The following is a 21,920-nucleotide window of genomic DNA, read 5'->3' as shown; positions in this document are numbered from 1 at the left end:
TATACACTTTGTCCAAAGGGGCTGTCTGTTGCCTGACTATCTATTTGCCAACTTTCGCCTAATGGATATTATGCTTTCTGAAATTGCCGCCTTTTACCTCTGCTACGTCATATACGGTCACAAAAGCCTCTTCGTCAATTTCATTAATAATTTCCTTAATTTTACTTTCTTCTAACCGGTTAATAACACATGTAATTTCTTTGAACTTTTCATGGGAATAACCGCCATACACTTCATTATACGTGGCACTTCTTCCTAAGCGGTCTCGTATCGTTTTTACCATTAATTCAGGTTGAGTTGTAATAATTTTAAAGGTTTTTGATCCGCTTAAGCCTTCTTCAACGATATGAATCACCTTAGAAGCGATAAAATAAGCAATGGCGGAAAGAATGGCCCCTTGTAGACCAAATACGGTAGAGACAAAAATGAATACAAATAGGTTTAAAAAAAGAATAAAATCACTCGTCCCAAACGGCAATTTTCGAGAGAGCAGAACGGCTAGCATATCAATACCGTCCAACGCCCCGCCATTACGCAAGGCTAACCCCATTCCAAAGCCGAGAATAATTCCGCCGACAACAGTAACGAGCAAAGTATCCCCTTCAATAATAGCTGGCATATGATGCATAAGACTGGTGCCAACAGCTAGTGAAGCGATGCCGATAATGGAATAAATCGCGAAGCTTTTACCAATTTGTTTATAACCTAGCCAAACAAAAGGAATATTAATAACAACAATGAGGACTCCTAAAGGTAATCCAAATAGTTGTGAACCAACGATACTAATGCCGGTTACTCCTCCATCGGATACATTATTTGGGATTAATACGGTTTCAAGTCCATATGCTGCGATAAATCCTCCTATAATGATTATCAATCCTCGTAAAATTAATTTTAATTGATTAGGACTATGCTTTTTAACTGTACTCATCTGATTCCTCACTTCCAATATTTTTTTCCTTTTTAAATTTACCATAAAACGCTTCTTTGATTACTCCGCTTTGTTTATATCCTAAGAAAAACTGCACAAATTACAGGACCATGCTTTCTGCCACTCCCTCTCACATCGGCTATCCATCTACTTGCTAACACCATGTAAAAAATGTGTAAAAATATTTTTTAGTAACCCCGCACAAAAAAGACCATTCTAAAATAATTACTTTAAGAATGGTCTTTTTCATATATTATTGAATCTTTTCTTTAAAACAATCCCGTAAGCTTCTTTTTTCGAATCGCGAATTTCTTTCCTAATTACAAAAGATCGCCCTTCGCCTTTTATTGTTATTTGGCAAACAGAAAGGATAGAATTCACGTTGATATTGGATATGAAAAGAAATTTTCACCACATAAACTTCACTCTGCTAGCAAATCAAGCGAATCTTTAGGACGTTTTTCAATATCTGCTTTGTTTGTGCTAGATTGGTATGTGCTATTAATCAGGCTGCCGAAGCCTTGTTCACGAAGAAGTTGAACGATAAAGGCCGGTATCGGCACCTTATTGTTAACCATATACTTCGTTTTTGAGCGAATCATTTCGTCAAATATTATACTGCGCGGGATGCCTGTTTCGGCAAATATATTTTGGCTTAACAGCAGATCTGCTAGGGTCAAATGAGGGTAGTCATCGCCTCCAAATGCCTTTGCTGGGCTTACTCGGTACCAAAGATCACCATTAGAGCGGATCCACTTTGGATGAAGCGCTTCAATACCCGCTTTAATTTCACGGGCTGTTTTCAAGTAAGCAGGATGATTCGTTTGCTTATATGTTTCGAGCAAGAAACGCATCTCACCGAGTGCGTGATTGAGTGACGCATGTGTTTTGGCATGATTATTTCCGATCCCATAATAATCAGCGATTAAATAGCTAGAAGCTGTGATTGGGATAATGTTTCCGAGGCTTTTTTGTTTCACCAAATAATCAGCATAACGAATGTTGGTGCCTTGAAGCTCTCGAATAGATAACGATTCGGAAGTGTTTTTCAAGAACAAAGCGGCGTTTTCATTCAATCTAGTGTCAACATAGGGAGCAGTTAGACCGTATGTTTTTTTAAGCAACGAACTTGTATATTCCGTCGGAAAGATCGGATTCTTTCCTGCTGTGATCGCTCCGCTAGAGAATACATCCAAATCGGCCACTGCATTAATGACAAGATCATAAAAGTAGCGTTCCTTATTGCCAGTATAGGCTGTTAAATACACTCCCCCTTGAAGGCGCGTGATGTTACGGCCGTATCCCATCTTATAACCAGGCTCAATTGACCATGGCAGTTTCGTGTAAGCTCCGTCCGCCGTAAGCCAGTTGTTGATAGTTGTATATTGGCTGATCGTCCGTTTAAACCAATCGTTTCTGTTGTTATCATTGGCAAATAAACGCTTATCCGATAACAGTATCCAGTTTTCCGAAATCGCTTTAGAGCGGACAGATACGTTGACATGCGTCGTAACGAGGTTGCGCGCTTTATCCGTGTACATTTGATAGCTTTCCCGCTCCTCAATCAGCTCGCGAAGAACAGATTTATCCCCGGTCGGGTAATTATGCTGGCGATGAAGGGAAATATAGTTTTTGCCGATCATCATTTCATTGACCACCGCATTGCCTTTTTTCGCTGATAAAATGCCGGTCGGATGTGACGTTTTATCAACACCGAATGTATCATCATGCTTTTGATCTACCTGGCCGAACGTATTATATTTAGCCAATGAATAATTATCCGACTGCTGAAACGGCACAATGACAGATGCTGAGTATGTATTGTTTCCATTATGGATAAATTTTGTAAAGGCGAATACATCGCCGTTATCCAACTTTCTCAATGTCACTCTCAAGGAGCCAAGCGGCTTAGAGGCATTTCCCATATGATAGTAATAATGATAATCAGTTGAGCGAATATGTGCATCTATCGTACGTTTGTCGTATGTAAGAGGTACACCGCGCGTATTCATTCTTACTTTAATATATTGGTAGTCATTGACTGGGACGACAACCTCTGAGGAATCGATCGGCTTAGGAATCGTAATCGGATCCTTGCTTCCAGAGAATAAATCAAGCTTTTCCATCAATCGATACACAAACACGGCTGATTCACCGCGTGTAGCAATTTTCTTCGGCAAAAAATAATTATCTGCTGTTCCTTTAATGAGTCCGTAATGAGTCATGCGCTGTACAGATTCATAGGCGTACCGGGTAACATCTGCTGCATCCTTATACGTAAGTGCAGCTTTTGTTGGGTACTCTCCTTTTAGCTGCATGGCCCGATCAAGCATAACAGCTACATCCGAACGTGTGACCGGATCATTGGCGAGCGCATAGCCCTCGGCATTTCCTAAAAGAAGCCCCGCTTTTTTCGCAGCACTGATATCTTTATATAAACTGCTGCCGGGGCCTACATCCTTAAATCCAGAGTCACCAGATGGCAAATCCAGAGCTCTTACTAGAAACGCCACAAATTGTCCCCTTGTGACTGACGAATCGAGTCGCAATGTTCCATCATGATAGCCTTCCATGACTCCAGCATCCATAAGCGCCTGCACTTGCTCCATTAAGCTAGGACTGCTAGCAGCCCTTGCTGTGGAAGTGGACGACTGAATGGAGAGCATGAAAAATAAAACTATTACGGCTAGACCTGTCATCAATCTTTTTATAGTGATCCCCTCCTCTGGCTTATTTTAACATAAAATATTAATTACAAAATATTACTAATTCACTATCTACCATCTTGACATGACGCCGAAAGCACGAGCGGGATAAAGAAGGTTAGCTTGCAGAAAGTCGTTTAATTACGATATACCGCCTTATCTTTTCGGAATGACGCTTTATTGACTTACACAGTTTATATCTTTTTGATCGTTTAGAAGCGAACCTAACGAATCATTTTCTCTTACCCAAAAAGAACAAATCCCTTTTTACTCCAAAGATATCTTTCTTGTATTTAAAAAAGTACACCCCACAATAAAGTCGTTTCCCCCTCCTCAGACTTCTTCTTTCATTCCTCTATTTCATTGTGTTCTCAGAAAAATTGATTGGCTATTTTCTCCTGCTATTTGATAAGAGGGACCATCGAAAGAACAAGCGAAATCATTGACAAAAAAATTTATTTATGCTATAATTTACAATTAAAATTCAATCATCTATAATAAGATTCTCCTGGCCAGGGGAATCTTATTTTATTTTATAAGGGAGAGAAATTGCATGAATCAAAACCAGGTAAGTTTAACAGCCTTAATATCAGCCTTTGGCCGTGCCTATCATAGTAAATATGACTCACCTAAAGTTTTTGACGACTTTATCGCCGAAGAGTTCATTTCTAAAAAAGAGTTTGCGGAGATTAGAGAGCATATGATTCAAGGCGTTTACTTTTTCAACAAAGAGATCGCCCAGAGGCTTAACAACGATCCAGATGAAATTATAAAATGGATTACCCAAGTCCAGCTTTCCCCTACTCCCTTAGCACGAGCAGCATTTTGCGAAAAAGTTTTAAACCATGAAATCAAATTAGGTGCCAGACAATATGTGATCCTTGGCGCTGGATTAGATACATTCTGTTTTCGCCACCCGGAATTAATTGAAAACCTGGAAATATTTGAAATTGACCATCCATCTATGCAAGCGTTCAAAAAAGAGAGACTGGCGAGTACAGCCCTAGAAATTCCCAATCATCTTCACTTCGTTCCAATGGATTTTACGAAACAGTTTTCTAACGAGGAATTAGTCAAACAAGGGTTTAAAGATCAAAAAACCTTTTTTAGTTTGTTAGGAGTCTCCTATTATTTAAGCAAAAATGAAATAAAAAAATTATTTAAACACCTATTTGCAAATATCCCGTCAGGCAGCTCGATCGTATTTGATTATGCAGACGAAAAACTGTTTAAGGAAAAAGGATTATCGAATAGAGTAGCAAACATGGTGGAAATGGCCGCTGCCAGCGGAGAACCTATGAAATCATGCTTCTCTTACGCTGAAATCGAGAGGTTATTAGAAGAGGTAGGGTTGCTTATCTATGAGCACTTATCACCAGCTCAAATAAATGAACAATTTTTCAGTCACCGAACGGATTATTTAACTTCATTTGAAACGATTCATTATATTCACGCTGTAAAAAAATAAGAAGAGATACATGCTGCCGCTCAATAGCTAAGATGATTGAGCGGTTCTATGTTTATTTTTCTGCTTCAAAATTATCACCTGTTTGCAGACAATTGAAAGAGAAGTAAAAAACATCCGTTCATTCGGATGTATCCCTTTATAAAAAACAGGACATGTGCTCTGCTCTATATAGAAATTTTACTTTGTTTAGATTTAGATTTTTCTTTATACATGTCTGTATCAGCAAGGTTAATCGCTTCTTCCAAAGAAATATCCGTCCCTGATTCATAATAGCAAAAACCATGGCTGACTGAGACGCTGTACGGCTTATTGTGTAATTCGTTCATTTCACCAAAAGCAACAAGGATGTCATCCCATACTTTATGGACCGCAGACATTTGCTTATTAAAAAAGACGATAATAAACTCATCCCCGCCATACCGAAAGAAAACATCTTCTTTTTCTATATGCTTTGTTATTTCCTGACAAACCGACTTAATCAATTCATCTCCTTCTGAATGACCGTATTTATCGTTCACCTCTTTTAGATTGTTTATATCAATAAAGCACAAAATAAATTCTTTATGTTGTTTTTGGGCATTCTGTAAAATTTCCGTGCCGCTCCTCCTGTTTATTACGCCGGTAAGAATATCTACCGAGGCATGCCTTCTCAGTTCAGCTTCTACTTTTTTAAAATTCGTTATATCGGTTACTCCAGCTAAAATATGCTTCTCATTTTCATGTTCAATCAATTCATAGTTTACAGAAAGCCATTTAGTCACGTCAGGAGATATATTTTGCTCGACAATATGATTTTTGATGCTGCCGTATTTACTAAGTTGTTTAACAATGAAGAATCTCTCTTCTAAATTGTTATAAATCAGATTTCCGTCAAATGGCTCTATCTGTCCAAATGAATGCTGATAAAAATCGATGGCTCTTTGATTAATCAACACAATCTTGCCATCACTGATTGTAGTAAGAAGCAGCGGATACGGATTGACTTCAAATAACTTCCGAAAGCTTGCTTCGTTTTCTTTTATTTTTAATTTATGAATAAACTGGCTTCTTCGATTTGCATAAAACGTCAGAACAATAAAAAAGGCTATAATTGCTGCAATGGTTGTATTGATTTGTTTGGCTATAAGAGTGTATTTATCTTCATTCACCATATAAAGGCCTATAAGAAAAGCCGCATGGTTAAACAAAAAAATGAAAAATGCATGTTTAGGCTTTATAGGAAGTATGACAGCTACACTAATCAGAATAATCGCATAAGCATCAACATTTCCAGTTAATCTTTGACTATTAATAGAAGCCATTGCTCCCATGAAAACATAAAATATAACGTACGTATTAATAAGGAAAGCGGGCCACATAGATGTGAAAATGAATCCTTTATTTTTTATCTTGCGGTAAAAATAAAGATACAAAATCGATAAGAGAAAACCAGCAGAATGGAGCGCGATCAGCGTGTATCTAAAACTAGGATCTTTTAAATCATTAACCAAAATAACATCCACATATAAATAATAAGCGTATAAAATCAGCAAAATAATGGATGCTATTTTCAATCTATGCAATAAAAAAATATGATTCGTTTTAACAAAGCTCTTATCGTCCATATAATCCTTATGTCGGTATAGTTTTGCTATTCTTTCCATGACTGTCATTACTTTAGAATTAGCCATACAAAAAAAGTCCTGCCTTTTTATTCATTTTTTCTCATTTTAGCATGTCGTTTCTAAAAATAATACCGTTTTCATCACAGGCAGACTCGATCTTTTTGATAAGCTTGCGGTTGGAAAAATGCTGGTACTTGCATCTTTTGGCACACATCACAATTGTGAATAAACAACCTCTCTCCAGCGGTCCGTTCAAAGCACTTTGGATGGGATTATCAAAACCTCATTGGGGTATCCGTAGATCAAACTTTTTGTATTAATACATAAATGAACAAGTGAAGGGATAAAGAAAGAAAATAACGAATAGAACAAAGCGAGGAAAATCCCTTTCATCTCGTGATTAAACTCGATACGATGCAAGAAGAATGACATACGAAAAACAATTTAAATTGAAAATAAGTCCCTTCTAAAAGAAGGGAAAAGAGGGGAAAAACCCTCTTTCCATCGTCTCATTCCGCCTAAAGAAATTAGTATCCTAGACTTCTTCCCCTCCCTCTTTATCAACAACCTTTGACGAATCCGGGAGTACAGAAGGCCTCCCCCATCTAAAAATGACTTTAGTTTTTATCGCCTGTTACGGCCCCTCCCACCTCTTCGGCTCTCAAGTAGCTATTACATTCACCTATTAATCATTTCACTGGAAGTAAATGATCGATAACGATGCTATTGATGGCATTAATGTAGGCTTCGGCACTTGCTTTTAGGATATCGGTATCTGATGCTTTGGCGATATACTTTTCTCCTCTGAACTCCACTTGAATTTTCACTTTTCCTAATGCTTCTTTGCCTCTTGAAATGCTCTTTATATCATATTGAATTAGCTTAATATCTAAATCACATATATTGCTGATTGCAGAATATAGTGCATCAATTGGGCCGGAACCTACGGCACTGCCTTTTATTGTTTGATTCGCTTTCTTCAACTCTACACTGGCGGATGGGAAATTGGTATTACTGATGACCTGCAGATCCATTAGCTCATAGAAATTGTCGCTATATGGATGGATTTCCTGGCTGTTATATTTTTTATAACAGTTTTCAATAATCACATATAAGTCATGATTATACACCTCTTTTTTAACATCAGCTAACTCAAGGAAAGCGGCAAAGATTTCTTCAAATTTCACATCGGTAAACTGATGGATGCCCAATTTTTCAATTGCCGTTTTCACAGCATGCCGACCAGAACGAGCGGTTAATACAAGCTCCATGTCATCTAACCCCACTGCAACCGGATTGATGATTTCGTAAGTATCTCTTGACTTGATTAAACCATCCTGATGGATGCCTGAAGAATGAGCAAAAGCATTCTCTCCTGTAATCGCTTTATTTACTTGTACATCGAGCCCCATAAATCCACTTACCATTCTTGAAGTATTCATTATTTCTTTTGTATTAATGTTCGTGTGGACTCGATAAACTTCCGCACGTGTGTTTATCGCCATTATCACCTCTTCCAATGCTGCATTTCCTGCACGCTCTCCAATTCCATTGATCGTACATTCCACTTTATCCGCCCCATTTTTGATTGCCGCTAACGTATTGGCAGTAGCCATTCCAAGATCATTATGGCAATGGACACTTAAAAGTGTTCGGTCATTTAAATTTTTCAAGCGATCATTTAATTTGTATATTAACTCACCAAACTCTTCCGGCTCTGCAAAGCCAACTGTGTCAGGCACATTAATCATTGTGGCTCCTGCTTTTACAACAGCTTCTATCGTTGCCCACAAATATTCAAAATCTGAGCGTGACGCGTCTTCTGTAGAGTACTGGACATTCGGAAGAAGTGTTTTGGCGTATTTGACAGCATCCACCCCCATGTCCAAAATTTGACTTTTCGACTTGCCAAACTTCTTATCTAAGTGAACATCTGATGTGCCTAACACGATATGGATAAGCGGGCTTTCCGCATATTTCACACTATTATATACCGCATCAATATCAGACTGTACGGCTCTTGCTAATGCTGTAATCATTACCTCATCTGTGTTTCCTACCTTCATGGCAATTTCTTTCACGGCATTAAAATCGCCAGCCGATGAAGAAGGAAAGCCAGCTTCAATGATGTCTACCTGGAGGTTTTTTAATTGCTTGGCAACTTCCAGTTTTTCGTATAAATTTAATTTTGCGCCCGGAACTTGTTCTCCGTCTCTTAAAGTCGTATCAAATACCCAAATTTTCCTTGTCATGTAAAAAACACTCCTTTAACATCGTTAATTTATAAAAAAAGCCTCGTCTCTATAAAATATAGAGACGAGGCTTTGCTCGCGGTACCACTCTAATTGGTTAATCAAACTACATTAACCCTCTCATTTTCGGTGGCCATCACCACCTATCTGCATAACGGGAGAAATCCGGCACCCCCTACTTACTTCGTGTGTTCAGGGAGCAGCTCTTGGATGAGTTCAAAGGCCATAACTGTCGATTTTCACCAACCATCGACTCTCTGAAAAGATTATAAACCTCCTACTATTTCCAATCTTCGCTTTTTCATTATGTAATTATATGCCATACTATATGAGTGAACTCTAGTTGTCAATATAAAATTAACTGAATAGTTATATTATTCCTGCGATCATTTCAACTGTTTCCTTTTTTTACGTAAAATAGGCCTGTTCTGTTAGATGCTTTACACTGCGCCATATCCCATCACATCCCAAAAACCAGCAGCCAGGCATTCCTATTTACTTTATTGATTAAACTGAACGTTTATTCGTTAATATTTTTGAACTCTTTCATCGTTTCACTAATTTTCAATTGAGTCTCCGTTACTAAGCTTTGCAAGTTCTCTGTGATGTCACTTACCTTCACCACTTCTTGGGTTATATTCTCAACGTTATTATTCACTTTAACGATAGCATCTGAAACATTTCCTGCTAATTTTCGAACTTCATCAGCTACCACTTTAAAACCTTTTCCGTGCTCACCAGCACGTGCTGCCTCTATAGCAGCATTTAAAGCTAACATGTTCGTCTGTGAGGAAATATTCTTGATTGTTTTAGATAGCTCACTGATCAATGTAGTTTGTTCTTTTAATGACTGAAGAGCTTGCATATTTTCTTTAGACTTTGCAACAACCAAATCGCCAAGTTCTGTGGACACATTGTTTAACTTAGAAACTACACTCTCTGTTTTAATTTCTCGCTCTGTAATATCAGTAGCAATTTTAAGAACAGCGTCTACCCTCCGCTCTTCATTTAAGATGGGGATGTAGGTAGCTTCTAGCCAAATGAGTTTTCCATTTTTCCCTACTCTCTGTATCTTTTCTTGAAACTTCTTTCCAGCCCGTAAATTATTCCACAGTTCAACATACTCTTCGCTTTCTCTAAATTCTGCCGTACAAAATTGTTTATGCATCATATGACCTAATTCATTCACATCATAGTCTAATACCTGCGCAAAATTCTTATTTGCCCATATCACTTTGCCATTAATATCAAACTCTATCATGGCAAGATTCGTTTCAAGTGATGATAATACAGCCGCTGAATCCAATACTTGTGTGCTTTTATTTATTGTAGTACTCATAAAGTACCCCCTCTTTTCTTATAGTCTAGTCTTCCTAGATGCCTTGGGAATGCGTGACAATAATACTATAATATTACTTGCAAGACAATGAAAATTAGCACTTTAAAAAAAGAGGGTTGAATGGATAAGCAAAAAATTGTCTCTTATTTATGTCTACTACTTGATAACAAGCTCTCCTACACCCTTCTCTTCATCTATATAACTTAAGCGCAGAACCCCTCAAACCAATAGAGCGTCCTTATAATTTGACTACTATACCATCTTTTTTGACAAATATACTTGTCAAAATAACCATTATACTTTACAATCAATGGCAAGAGGTGAAATTTTATGAAAAGTCGTCTTAAGGAATTAAGAGCTCGGGATGGCTTGAACCAAACACAGCTCGCCAAACTGGCAAAAGTTTCTAGACAAACAATTAGTTTAATCGAACGCGAAGAGTTCATCCCTTCTCTCTTAATTGCCATTCGTATTTCACGGATATTCCGGGAGCCTGTAGAAAATGTATTTTTCTTTGAGGAGGATGAATTATAAATGAAAATAATCAAGCAACTGTTGATCGGAGCCATAGTGGGATTTATTATAGCAATTAGCGCCCTGAACTTTTCTACCATTGATTTTTCACATTACGCAAAACCCGCCGTTATTTGCTTGTTTTCTCTAAACGTTATCCTGCTGGGATGGAGCTTGCTGTTATGCAAACAAATTAAACAGTTGCATAATACAGAGCTTACGGGTGAGGAAGAAGATGCCGCTGGGGAACTAAAATATAAAAAGTTTTCAGACTACTCCTTATTTGCTCAATCCAGTACCGTTTTATCGTTTTTAGCGTTAAGTTTCACCCTTGTTTGTAAAATGGATATAGTCTTGGTTATCCTAGCAATTATTCTGTTGATTGTCGGTTATGCGTTTACTGCCTATATGATTCAGTTAATGAAATTTGTGTATCCCGATCGTGAGATCCCCCCTCTTTCTGACACGCAGTTTTCGGAAAAGCTTTTGGAAATCTCTGATGAAGGGGAAAAACATATTATTATGCATGGTTTATATAAATCGTATAACTTATTAAGCATTGCGCTGACAGTTGCAATTGCAGCCGCTGTCATCTACTCCATGCTCTCACAGAATTCTCAGTTGTTTTCCATCATCGCTATGTGTATTGTTTTACTCTTAGTACATGGAAAATATATCTTGACTATTCGCGACAAATAAAATTGAAAAAAGGCCTAGACTGTATCACCTTGCTCCTCTAGAGGACGAAGTAAAAACAAAGCTGGACTTCAAAATGAAGTCCAGCTTTTTAATCAAGATGTAAAAGGTTTCACCTCCCTCTTTTCAAATGAACTCAACTCCTTCTTCGACAGGGCTCCGAATGAATCATTCAATTATTAAATGGAATAGTTTTCCTTTATTCTTCTCCATAATCACGGGCCTTTGTTTTAGCCATTCATTTAGGAACAATTTTATTAATTTTAAGTGGTTATTTTTAATCATTCCTTTTAACTATGGAAAGGCCTCACCTGAACCTCCATCTAGCAAGTCACAGACATCCTTGTTTTTTGTATGTTTTCTTTTTAGAGAGAGACACTAACTATAATCAAGGTAGATACCCTCATTGCTTTATTCAAAATTGCTTTTGGTTAGCCGGGAACCTTCCCGACTTCTATGGTTTCTCTTTATTTTGTAAATACATCTATAGACAATGCTTGCTCAATGTGTAATGTAAAACCAGCTGTTTGTATCTGTATTCAATTCAACATCCTATCTCAAGCTGGAGGCGATGTGGTTTGCTGAAATATATGGTCTTTTTTTGCACTCTTTTTATTGGTTGCTTTTCCATTGTATTGTCTGCAGATGCCCATATGAGCAGTCGTCAGGAATATGAGAAGTCAGGTCAAGCCATATGGGAAACGGCTACTAAAAAGAAAGTTGTAGCCATCACTTTTGACGATGGCCCAAGCCCAACCTACACTCCGCAAATACTGGATGTTTTGGCTAAGCATAGGGCAAAAGCCACTTTTTTTGTCACCGGGAAAAATGCAAATAAATATCCTAATGTTTTAAAAAGAACGGTGAAAGAAGGCCATGAGGTGGGCAACCATACGTATACCCATATTTATGACAGAAGCAAGAGCGTAAAAAAGTTAAAAAGAGAGATCGATTTAACCGCTCAAACGGTAAAAAAAATCACGGGCCAGGAAACCTCACTTTATCGCCCTGTTGGAGGCATGTATAATGACTCCATCATGACCACAGCTGCTGACAAGAACCATCTTGTCGTCATGTGGTCTTGGCATCAGGATCCTAAAGATTGGCTTCGACTGCCTGCAAACAAAATTAGCAATCACGTGATTAAACATTTGCGGTCTGGCGATATTATTCTCCTTCACGATGCTGGCGGCAATCGCACTCAAACCATTCGGGCATTAGACAAGATACTGGATTATTTAGACAAATCCGGCTATCAATGTGTTACGGTTTCTGATTTAATATATCAATCTAAAGTGCTCGATCATGATACACTTCCTGGAGATCCCTCTGATGACTATTTCTCACATTCACTTAAAAATAGTTAAAAGAATCCCATACAATCTTTCGTCAATCCCCGGGTGCCGCAGCCATGCTCGGGGTAATAATCGTGTGTTAGAGCATAGAAAAAAGCACCCTAAAGGGTGCTCCAGACTGTAGACAAACTCAATGAAATTCTAGAGTTTGTCTACAGTCCTTTTTATTTTGCTTGTGAATGGGGGCTGTTGATTTCCATTCCAGGCGCTTCGCTTTCCGCGGGGCGGGCGGTGAGCCCGCAGGAGTCTTTGCGCCATTCATTTCAATCAACAGGGGTTACAAAGTTAGAGTAGCCGTACAACCATACCTGTTTTAAAATAAATAGATCAAACACTTGAGGTGAGAAAGATGCTTTCGAAAAACAATCCAATCCAACGGAATCAAATAGAAATGATCGCTCTAGACCAGCTTGTACCAGAGAATCACCTGGTCCGTAAAATGGAGGCAGCGATGGATTTCTCTTTTATTTATGACTTGGTGGAAGGATTGTATGCGGAAGTGGGCCGCCCAAGCATTGATCCAATTATTTTAATTAAACTAACATTTATCCAATATGCCTTTGGCATTCGATCCATGCGCAAGACGATCGAGGAAGTGGAAACGAATATGGCCTACCGCTGGTTTCTCGGTTATGGATTCCATGATAAAGTGCCGCATTTCTCTACCTTCGGTAAGAACTACGAGCGTCGCTTTAAAGATACCGACCTGTTTGAACAGATCTTCTATCGTATCTTAAAAATAGCTGCCGAGAAAAAGCTCATTAGTGCGGAGCACGTTTTTGTGGATTCCACTCATGTAAAAGCTAGCGCGAATAAGCGTAAATTTGAAAAGAAAATGGTTCGCAAAGAAACACGCGCGTATCAGGAACGCCTCCAAGAAGAGATTAATCAGGACCGAGAGGATCATGGAAAAAAGCCGTTCCCGCCAGATAAGTTCGATAAAGAAGAAACAAAAGAAATCAAGGAAAGTACAACCGATCCGGACAGTGGCTACTACGTTAAAGACGAACGAACCAAACAATTTGCCTATTCCTTTCACGCGGCCGCAGACCGTAAGGGATTCGTAATTGGCACAATGGTCACACCAGGCAACACACATGACAGCCAAATCTTAGAGCCGTTAATGGAGAAAGTGATAGAAAAGGTAGGAAAACCTAAAGCTGTTGGTGCAGACGGAGCTTACAAAACACCTGCCATTGCCAGTTATTTAATGGAAAACGGCATGACACCTGCTTTGCCTTATACACGGCCGCGCACAAAAGAGGGCTTCTTCAGAAAGCATGACTATGTGTACGATGAACATTTTGACTGTTACCTTTGTCCGGCAGGGGAAGTATTGAATTACTCAACGACGAATAAGGAAGGCTATCGTGAATACAGATCACCCAAACAGGTTTGTACCTCCTGCCCTTTTTTAGCTAAATGCACGAAAAGCAGAAATCATCAAAAAGTGGTGACACGCCATATTTGGCAGAAATATATGGAAGAGGCCGACCATCTTCGCCACCACGAAGAAGTTAAAGCGATTTATGCGGAGCGAAAAGAAACGATTGAGCGTGTATTCGCAGATGCAAAAGAAAAGCATGGCATGCGTTGGACAACGTTAAGGGGACTTAAAAAATTGTCGATGCAAGCGATGCTTACTTTCGCTGCCATGAATCTCAAGAAAATGGCCAGCTGGACTTGGCGAGAACCAGAAATGGCTTAAATGATGACCTCGGAGAGGTCTATCTTTCTCTCGAATGGCTTTAAAACTACCGAAAAATCAAAAGGGGTTCGGAATAAGACTATTCCGAACCCCTTTTGTCGACAAACTGAAGCACCCTAAAGGGTGCTCAATGAAGGAATGTAAATATATCGATAATTTTACTATCAAATTGGACGCTCCATGCACTGTTTGTATCATTCTCCCCAGATAATAAAATTCCTCACCTGATAAGAAGATGATCTTTAAAACTAATGGTTTGAAATGTCCAGCGTATAGGAATTCTACATTTTTAATCTGGTCATATTTGAAAGTCTTTATCATGATAGCTTGTTGGCTTTCGCCTAGAGCAACGACTTTATCTTTTTTGAAAAATACACTTCAAGCGGCTTATCATCTGCAAATAAATTTTTTGGATAAAAAATTTTTACATCACTTTGATCTATGAACCGCTCGATCACTTCAATCATATTGCCGTCTATTTCAGTCCCTCTTGCAATATGCTCTTTGAATACTTCAACATTCATTTCGTCCATTCCATCCTCTCCTTTCATCCCTTCACTTCGACAAAAGGGGTGTTTTCCCTCCCTCCTTGACTATAAAAAGAACCTGCGCTCTTCATTTTGATGACAACACCCACGAAATCAATAAAGAAGAATCAGAGGAGGAAGAAAATCTTTAATCCTATAATAAATTTCTTCTCATGCAAGAGTGGCTCTTGGAGGAGATATAAAATAAAAATGTATAGGATATAACCCCTTGGTTAAGTCGGTACTCATCACCTCATCATACAAAATAAGTAAAAAATAACTTTATTATCCTTTCAATATGATATGATAGAATTTAACAAAATAAGGAGAATCATTATTATGAACAAAAGAAAAGCAACAAAAAACATTATTGCTGCTTCACTTAGTATTGGCATTCTAGGATCTGGTTTAGCTTCCCTTACTAATCAAGACAATGCTTTGGCTCAAGTAACAGAGACAAAAGAAGTTAAAAAAGTTCATTTTACAAGTTCAAATACTGAGTCTAATAAAATCAATATTCAAAACACTATGCTTAATGCCATTGATTACTATTCAACTGTATCTGGTTCTTTAGAATACTACAGCAAAAGAGGCGGTTTTAACTTATTAGTCACGTATCAAAATGATCTTTCCGAAAAGCCAAAGTCTTATGAAAAAACTTTGTATAACCAAAAGACCAATGTGAAAAACCAAGCTATGCCGAACGATGAGTATGAAATAAAAACATATGATGGTGACACTTTAACCGTTTATAAAAGCGGCTCTAAAGAAAGAGGAACAGCGTCAAATGTTACCACCAAAAAGATTGCTCCAATGCCTACTGACACCAGAAATCTATTTAAAGGTACAACTATGAAAGAACGTATAGGTACAATAGATGGTGAAAAACTGTATAATTTTAGATTTGAACCATCCTTAATGAGTGGTACTGTAAAAACTTCTTTACTACCAGAAGATATTGCCATGGGCTTTTTAGAAGATACAACCAAATGGGATATAAAAGGTGAAGAAAAAATAGCAGGGGTCAATACTGTTGCTATTGAAGGTACATTAAATGCTAACTATACTGAACGATTTAACGCTAAAAATTTCAAAATCAATGTAGACCCTCATACTGGAATCATGTTGCAAATGGAAGTTATTAATGATGCAGGCATTATGGTAGAAGCTCTTTACACAAAGGATATTGAAATTGACAAGACCTTAAATCAAAAGTTGTTTTCATTCGCAAAATAACCTTTGGTTAGTTCATAAAAACCTTACTCAAAGACAGATTATCAATAGACGGTCCGTTTTATAGCTTTGAGTCTCATAACCCCAGCTTATTAAACACTTTGTAAGCTATCTAATTACAATTATCTGTATAATTTCCTTACTCCGATGTTAACTCTTTTATTATAAGCAACTTTGGCAAGTTCTCTTACACTAATAAAAAGGTAGTCTAAATAAAAACAAACGCCCCTATCCATTGAGGATAGGGGCGTTTACATGAAAAATAATAAATATTGCTTGATTAAAGGACATTACCTATTTTATACGACTAATATATAATATCCCTTTTTTCAACTAATGCACTCGATAGTTTCAGTATACGGTATAGACAATAAATTATTTAATTTTGAAACCTTAAACAACTTATTATTAATTTGACACTTCCTATGGGGGGTGACAGCTTCGCTGATTCTATCCCTTTTTAATAAAGATATTTTCGCCTGTTTTTGTTATTTATACATTTGCACTGTCCATAAATCCTTTTCCGATAACATCCCGCACATCATGGATGGCCACAAAACTTTCATCATCAATGGCTTTCACAATTTTCTTAAGCATCAGCACCTCTTGTTTATGAATAATGACATAAAGGATTTTTTTATCATCTTTCGTGTAATAGCCGTATCCTGTCAATACCGTGATGCCTCGATGTGTTTTTTGGTTAATTTTCTCAGCAATTTCTTCATGACTCTTCGAGATGATGGTGACCGCTTTTTTGTGATTCATTCCTTCCACAATAAAGTCCATAACTTTTGTTCCGACATAAAGCATGACAATCGTGACCATCAAACGCTCTGTTCCGATGATAAAGTATGAGGAAAATACTACAATGAGGTCAAAGAACAGCAACCCGTAGCTGATACTCCATCCGAAATATTTATTGGCAATGCGGGCAAGAATCGTGGACCCAGCTGTTGTCCCGCCTGTTCTAATCACCATCCCGATGCCGAGTCCTGCAAGAACGCCGCCAAATATCGCATTCACCAGCATATCCGATGCCTCTACCCGCCAATCATGGCTTATATGGAGAAAGAGAGAGTTAAAAATAACAGCAATAATCGTGTAAAGAACAGAGGTCTTGCTTAAAAATTTATAGCCAATCACAATTAAAAGGCTGTTTACCACAAGGGTTACAAGTCCAGGAGACCATTCGAACAAATAATAGAAGATAAGCGCAACCCCCGTTACTCCGCCTTCTCCAAGGTTAGTAGGAATGATAAGAACATTAATCGCCAAAGCAAAAATAAAGGACCCTACCATAATCGTTAAAATATCCAACAATCTTCTTTTCACATTAACACCTGCTTATATATTTTTGAAAAACAAACGGGCAGCTCTTTCGTTTTTGTAATAGAAACGAATAGCGCCCGCCTGTCTCTTTTAACTATCTATTCTTATATTCCTTGTATTCACTATAAAAAATCATTAGCTGTCCTATAAACCTCCTTTACTCTCTAGGAAGGTGAAAACTTTTTATCATTATACACTTATTGACTTCTATCTTTCTGCATTTATTTTTTTTTTATAGGGATACGGAAACGATTCTGGATGTCAGGGGCCACCATAGGAGTAAATGCCGTGTAATCCATTTTGATCATTGCATTCAGGAAACTTTAAATCCTTGAAAATCAATAAACCTTTGCCTTCTCCATAGGAGAAGGCTTATTAAGAAAAATAGACTGAACAGCAAAAACCGATCAGTCTGTAAGTAATTATCTGGCTCAACTAAAGCGCCCGATTCTTGAAGACCATTTCATCCTCATTCCCAAAGAAAAAGCCCACCGTCGTTCAAAAAGATTTAATGTGATTTTTTACTTCCATAAATATTTTTAAGTTGTATACAAAAATTAGGATTTAACATAATTTCAAGCATGGCAATTATTTAAATTCGTATAAATTTGCTAAGTTAATTTTATTAACTCATTCATTTACTGAATTCATCAATTGAAAGAAGTATTCAGGTTGATGAGTCTTATGTAGGTTATACCAGGAATGTAATGTATCTGGTGCACATACATCTAGTTTTTTCAGTACTTCCATTGCGAATTCCAGAGGAGCTACTCCTGAGGCAGTAACCAAATTCTCATCGGATACCGCGGATCTTCCCTCATAAAATTTTTCTCCATTGTAATTAGGACAAACCATTTTCATATATTCCAAGTTATTACTTGTATGCTTTCTAGAATCTAGGTATCCCATGTTTGCGAGACCCTCCGTTGCACCGCAAATGGCAGCAACAATAGTGCCGAGTTCTAAAGCTTCACCAGTTTTTTGCAGGATAGATTGATGAAGCTCTTCTCCCCACGTGTTCCCTCCAGGTAAAATTAAAAGATCTTTCCTCTCAAGAGTACACTCATTAAGGGAAATATCTGGTTTTATGCTCAGTCCTCCCATCGTAGTAATCATTTCTTTATTCGCTCCTACTGTAACTACTTTTAAAGGCGCTACATCTTTTTTGAAATATCTCCCTGAGTGTAGTTCGGCAATTAAATATCCGTATTCCCAGTCTGACATTGTATTGAATACATAAAGATAAACTTTTGGGGTCTGCATCTAATAACACTCCAATCACAAGTAATATAGCTTATTATAAGATAACTTCCCTGACAGCTAATGTCAGGGAAGTTATCTTACTTGATGAAATTTTATTAATTCCGACAGAATGTCAATAAGCCGCTCCTTAAGGCTTATTGGCTGAATAACTTCGATAGATTGACCGTACGGTAAAAGTAAGTAAGGTACATATGTATGGAGGATATCTTTTTCAAGAAGAAATACTGCTTGATTTGAAGTTCGTTCTTGTAAATAATGTTCTAAAAACCAATGTCCGCAAACATCACTCAACGCCCTTGCCTCTCCATTTATAACCAAAGAAATAATCTCTTTCTTATTTTCTATCGTTGGAAGAAGGTTTTTCATAAAAACGTCACGTGCGGAAAATTCTTCTGGTCGAGTAAATTTATTTTCGGTCAACATTAGATTTTCAATCCGCTCTATTTTAAAACTACGGATGTCATTCCTGAGGTGACAAAATCCAATCACATACCACTTATTATTCCAATAAATCATTCTGTATGGATCAACCAACCTGTACTTTGATTGCTCTTCGCCACTTCTGTTGTATAGAATTTTCACAGAGTATCCGTCAGCTACGGCCTGCTCCAAGTCCTTTAACAAAGGTTCCATAGAAAGCGAACTTAATCGACGTATTACTTCAAGACTGGTTACATGTTGGTTTATTTTTGTCTCTTGCTCTTGATTTGAATATTTGCTTAGCTTTGAAATAGCCCTTTTTAGTGCTTCACCTCCATAATATCCGGCTTCTTCTGCAAAAATAGCAGCATGACATAGGGCGGTTTGCTCCTCAAAATCAAAAAAAAGAGGAGCTTCAAGAAAATTGTTCAATAAAGTATATCCACCGTTATGGCCTGTGTCTGAAATGATAGGTACGCCACTTGTTGAAAGTGTATCAATATAACGGTACACCGTTCTTATATTCATCTCTAGCTTTTCTGAAATTTGTTTTGCAGTAACTTTTTTACCTGAACTAAGCATCCATAGAATTGCTAGTAGATTGTCACTTTTAGGCATATACATCCACCTCTATACGGAATTGATTATGTAAGTTTATGTTCGTTAATTAATAATGAGTGAGTTCCACTGTATTTATTATTTAAATTCAACTTATTTCCTTGGATTGCTAGTATATCTTGATAGTTCAAATGGAATTCTTCACAATCCGTTTTCAAATCCATCAACCGGGTTACCCCACAACCTGGCCCTTAGCAAAGAAAGATGAATGGAGTTTTACCTTATCACAACAAAAAAGAAAAATCCTGATTTAACGCAGGATTTTTCTCAACCTTTGTTTCAAATCTCCAATGCTCAGATGGTCCAAGCGCTGCAGCAAGATGATATGTTATAGCTACTCGCTGCTTTTTATACTATTTTCTAAAATAAAGGAGGGTTCCAAACAATCAAGCAGTTGCAACCTGCCTTAAAGTTTTAGTGCCCTTGATTTTTCTGTTAGGCTGTGTATTAAGTTTTTATATTTTCCACATTATAGATCGTTCTAGCGGAGTGAAGAAGTCGAATTTTTTCATGTGATATAGTGAATTTTTATTTAGACGTAGGGAAACATCCTATTTAAATAGTAGTTTACAGAATAAGCGACCATGCTATGTCCTTTTGGCGTCCAATGGAAGCCTAGCAGCGGATCAACTAACCCGCTTTTTGAAATCTTTGTATCTGTCGCATTTCCAGCTTTCAATACGGCATTCGCATAGTTATCTACGAGTTGAACCTTGTGCACCTTTGCCACTTTTCGGATCACATCGTTATAGCTGTTCTCCCATTTGCGTAGGCCGCCCTTATCAGCGTATAATGCTCTCACTTTAGGATTGCTTGCTGAATGGAATTGATAATATACTCCCTCATTCACAGGCAGATTAGTCATCAATATGACTTTAGCAGGTCTTTCTTTTAACTGTAAGACCATGCTGGCAAGATTTCTTTCAAACTGAGCCTTACTAACTTGTGGTTGTCCAGTTTTAGGGTTAATCAATGCATCGTTTAGTCCAAACATAATCACAACAACTGCTGGATTTAGGTCTAGCACATCTTTCTTAAATCTCTTTATGGCTTGATCCGTTGTATTTCCGCTTACGCCTTTATTGATCACACCTGCAACGTTAGGCCAGTTGCAGTCAGGATAATCCGGGAACTCTTTCGGCAAATATGATCCAGACGTGTTACTGTCCCCAAAAGCAACGACTCTATCAGTTTTGATTGGAGCCGCCTCTATATTAAATGACACGCCGGAGATGAGGAGTCCGGCTGCCGCAATCCCAGATACCAACAATTTTTTAATCTTGTTCATTTTAATAACCCCCACTCTATGTACACACTTATTATACCATTTACTTCCTTACTTGGAAGAATAAAACGGAATAGTGGAACCTCACTTTTTCACCGAACTACAATGACTTAGAACAACCGAACTGTTCGTCAATGTCTCGCAGCGTTACTCCTCGTTTCCACTGGATGCCAAATAAATGAATCGAACCTAGAAAAATATCCTGCTCAAAAGCACTCTAACTCGGAAAATGGGGTTACTATCAAAACTGAGAAAGCTAAGTACCCAGCTGCAGTGAAGGTGATCACTGTCGAGATCTATAATGAAAGTGATAAAGAATACATGACATTTGCTCACGTGTTTCTTGTAAAAAAGGTAGACGGTATATGGCGCAAGGTGCCAATGAAAGCAAAAGTCTTCACAGAGCAAGGAATGATTCACCTTCCAAATGAAGTATCATCCTTAATCCTTAATGTTGATGATCTAAATTACGAGCTTACACCGGGTGAATACCAAGCTCTTATAGGCGCACTTGCTGCTCCATTTAAAATTGTAGAATGAGAAAGGAAAAGGCTTGATCTGTGACTCCATTAAAGTACTACGCCATAAAAGTACATTCATAAGTTATAGGTGTATTTTATAGAAAAAGGGGTACCAAGTTATTAAGCTTTCTCATCTAATATCTAGCACTGAGC

17 protein-coding genes and 1 other annotated feature are annotated in these 21,920 nt (G+C 37.8%); of the genes, 7 read left to right on the top strand and 10 right to left on the bottom strand.

Translation table 11 applies throughout. The features are described 5' to 3' along the window. Window positions 1–58: 58 nt before the first annotated feature. Window positions 59–931: a YitT family protein gene (locus MKZ02_RS11865; protein ID WP_120037778.1), complete on the bottom strand. Its 873-nt coding sequence runs from the start codon at window positions 929–931 to the stop codon at window positions 59–61. 422 nt (window positions 932–1,353) lie between these two features. Beyond that, a complete protein-coding gene (locus MKZ02_RS11860) occupies window positions 1,354–3,540 on the bottom strand; it encodes an S-layer homology domain-containing protein (protein WP_340853700.1) in 2,187 nt (728 codons plus the stop codon). 649 nt (window positions 3,541–4,189) lie between these two features. On the opposite strand from MKZ02_RS11860, the gene MKZ02_RS11855 reads away from it, so the two are divergent. Then, entirely contained in the window at window positions 4,190–5,104 is a 915-nt protein-coding gene (locus tag MKZ02_RS11855) for a class I SAM-dependent methyltransferase (RefSeq protein WP_340853698.1), read from the top strand. Between the two features lie 164 nt (window positions 5,105–5,268). Here MKZ02_RS11855 and MKZ02_RS11850 read toward each other — a convergent pair whose 3' ends face one another. The 3 genes from MKZ02_RS11850 to MKZ02_RS11840 all read right to left on the bottom strand — a co-directional run bounded on the left by MKZ02_RS11850 (window position 5,269) and on the right by MKZ02_RS11840 (window position 10,299). Next, window positions 5,269–6,774: a sensor domain-containing diguanylate cyclase gene (locus tag MKZ02_RS11850; RefSeq protein ID WP_340853697.1), complete on the bottom strand. Its 1,506-nt coding sequence runs from the start codon at window positions 6,772–6,774 to the stop codon at window positions 5,269–5,271. Window positions 6,775–7,397: 623 nt separating this feature from the next. Then, window positions 7,398–8,960 (bottom strand): 2-isopropylmalate synthase, encoded by a 1,563-nt coding sequence (locus MKZ02_RS11845; RefSeq protein WP_120032115.1) that lies wholly within the window; start codon window positions 8,958–8,960, stop codon window positions 7,398–7,400. Between the two features lie 57 nt (window positions 8,961–9,017). Beyond that, window positions 9,018–9,263, bottom strand: a binding site (T-box leader). Between the two features lie 217 nt (window positions 9,264–9,480). Then, window positions 9,481–10,299 (bottom strand): methyl-accepting chemotaxis protein, encoded by an 819-nt coding sequence (locus tag MKZ02_RS11840; RefSeq protein WP_120032117.1) that lies wholly within the window; start codon window positions 10,297–10,299, stop codon window positions 9,481–9,483. A 330-nt stretch (window positions 10,300–10,629) separates the two neighbouring features. On the opposite strand from MKZ02_RS11840, the gene MKZ02_RS11835 reads away from it, so the two are divergent. The 4 genes from MKZ02_RS11835 to MKZ02_RS11820 all read left to right on the top strand — a co-directional run bounded on the left by MKZ02_RS11835 (window position 10,630) and on the right by MKZ02_RS11820 (window position 14,571). Next, window positions 10,630–10,833, top strand: coding sequence for a helix-turn-helix transcriptional regulator (locus MKZ02_RS11835; protein WP_340853695.1), 204 nt, complete (start codon window positions 10,630–10,632; stop codon window positions 10,831–10,833). Further along, window positions 10,834–11,511, top strand: a complete 678-nt coding sequence (locus tag MKZ02_RS11830; protein ID WP_340853694.1) for a DUF3169 family protein — start codon at window positions 10,834–10,836, stop codon at window positions 11,509–11,511. A 575-nt stretch (window positions 11,512–12,086) separates the two neighbouring features. After that, entirely contained in the window at window positions 12,087–12,875 is a 789-nt protein-coding gene (locus MKZ02_RS11825) for a polysaccharide deacetylase family protein (RefSeq protein ID WP_340853693.1), read from the top strand. Window positions 12,876–13,212: 337 nt separating this feature from the next. Continuing rightward, window positions 13,213–14,571, top strand: coding sequence for an IS1182 family transposase (locus MKZ02_RS11820; protein ID WP_340851863.1), 1,359 nt, complete (start codon window positions 13,213–13,215; stop codon window positions 14,569–14,571). Between the two features lie 341 nt (window positions 14,572–14,912). Here MKZ02_RS11820 and MKZ02_RS11815 read toward each other — a convergent pair whose 3' ends face one another. After that, window positions 14,913–15,104, bottom strand: a complete 192-nt coding sequence (locus MKZ02_RS11815; protein WP_340853692.1) for a DUF3908 family protein — start codon at window positions 15,102–15,104, stop codon at window positions 14,913–14,915. A gap of 333 nt (window positions 15,105–15,437) precedes the next feature. Between MKZ02_RS11815 and MKZ02_RS11810 the strand changes: the two genes are divergently transcribed. After that, complete coding sequence (locus MKZ02_RS11810; RefSeq protein ID WP_340853691.1) at window positions 15,438–16,334, top strand: hypothetical protein; 897 nt, start codon at window positions 15,438–15,440, stop codon at window positions 16,332–16,334. Window positions 16,335–16,823: 489 nt separating this feature from the next. Here MKZ02_RS11810 and MKZ02_RS11805 read toward each other — a convergent pair whose 3' ends face one another. From MKZ02_RS11805 to MKZ02_RS11790, 4 genes are all read right to left on the bottom strand, one after another. Next, on the bottom strand, window positions 16,824–17,663 hold the full coding sequence (locus MKZ02_RS11805; protein ID WP_120032128.1) for a YitT family protein: 840 nt from the start codon (window positions 17,661–17,663) through the stop codon (window positions 16,824–16,826). Window positions 17,664–18,290: 627 nt separating this feature from the next. Next, window positions 18,291–18,923, bottom strand: a complete 633-nt coding sequence (locus tag MKZ02_RS11800) for a type 1 glutamine amidotransferase family protein (RefSeq protein ID WP_120032130.1) — start codon at window positions 18,921–18,923, stop codon at window positions 18,291–18,293. A 72-nt stretch (window positions 18,924–18,995) separates the two neighbouring features. Beyond that, complete coding sequence (locus MKZ02_RS11795; RefSeq protein WP_340853689.1) at window positions 18,996–19,961, bottom strand: helix-turn-helix transcriptional regulator; 966 nt, start codon at window positions 19,959–19,961, stop codon at window positions 18,996–18,998. A 532-nt stretch (window positions 19,962–20,493) separates the two neighbouring features. Continuing rightward, window positions 20,494–21,249 carry an SGNH/GDSL hydrolase family protein gene (locus MKZ02_RS11790; protein ID WP_340853688.1) on the bottom strand — a complete coding sequence of 252 codons (756 nt, stop codon included), beginning with the start codon at window positions 21,247–21,249 and terminating at the stop codon, window positions 20,494–20,496. Window positions 21,250–21,420: 171 nt separating this feature from the next. Between MKZ02_RS11790 and MKZ02_RS11785 the strand changes: the two genes are divergently transcribed. After that, a complete protein-coding gene (locus MKZ02_RS11785) occupies window positions 21,421–21,786 on the top strand; it encodes an immunoglobulin-like domain-containing protein (protein ID WP_340856386.1) in 366 nt (121 codons plus the stop codon). Window positions 21,787–21,920 lie beyond the last annotated feature (134 nt).

The sequence above is a fragment of the Pseudobacillus sp. FSL P4-0506 genome, assembly GCF_038003025.1.
Lineage (GTDB): Bacteria > Bacillota > Bacilli > Bacillales > Domibacillaceae > Pseudobacillus.
The sequence above is the reverse complement of the archived record's forward strand: the minus strand, read 5'-3'. Positions and strand labels throughout refer to the sequence as shown.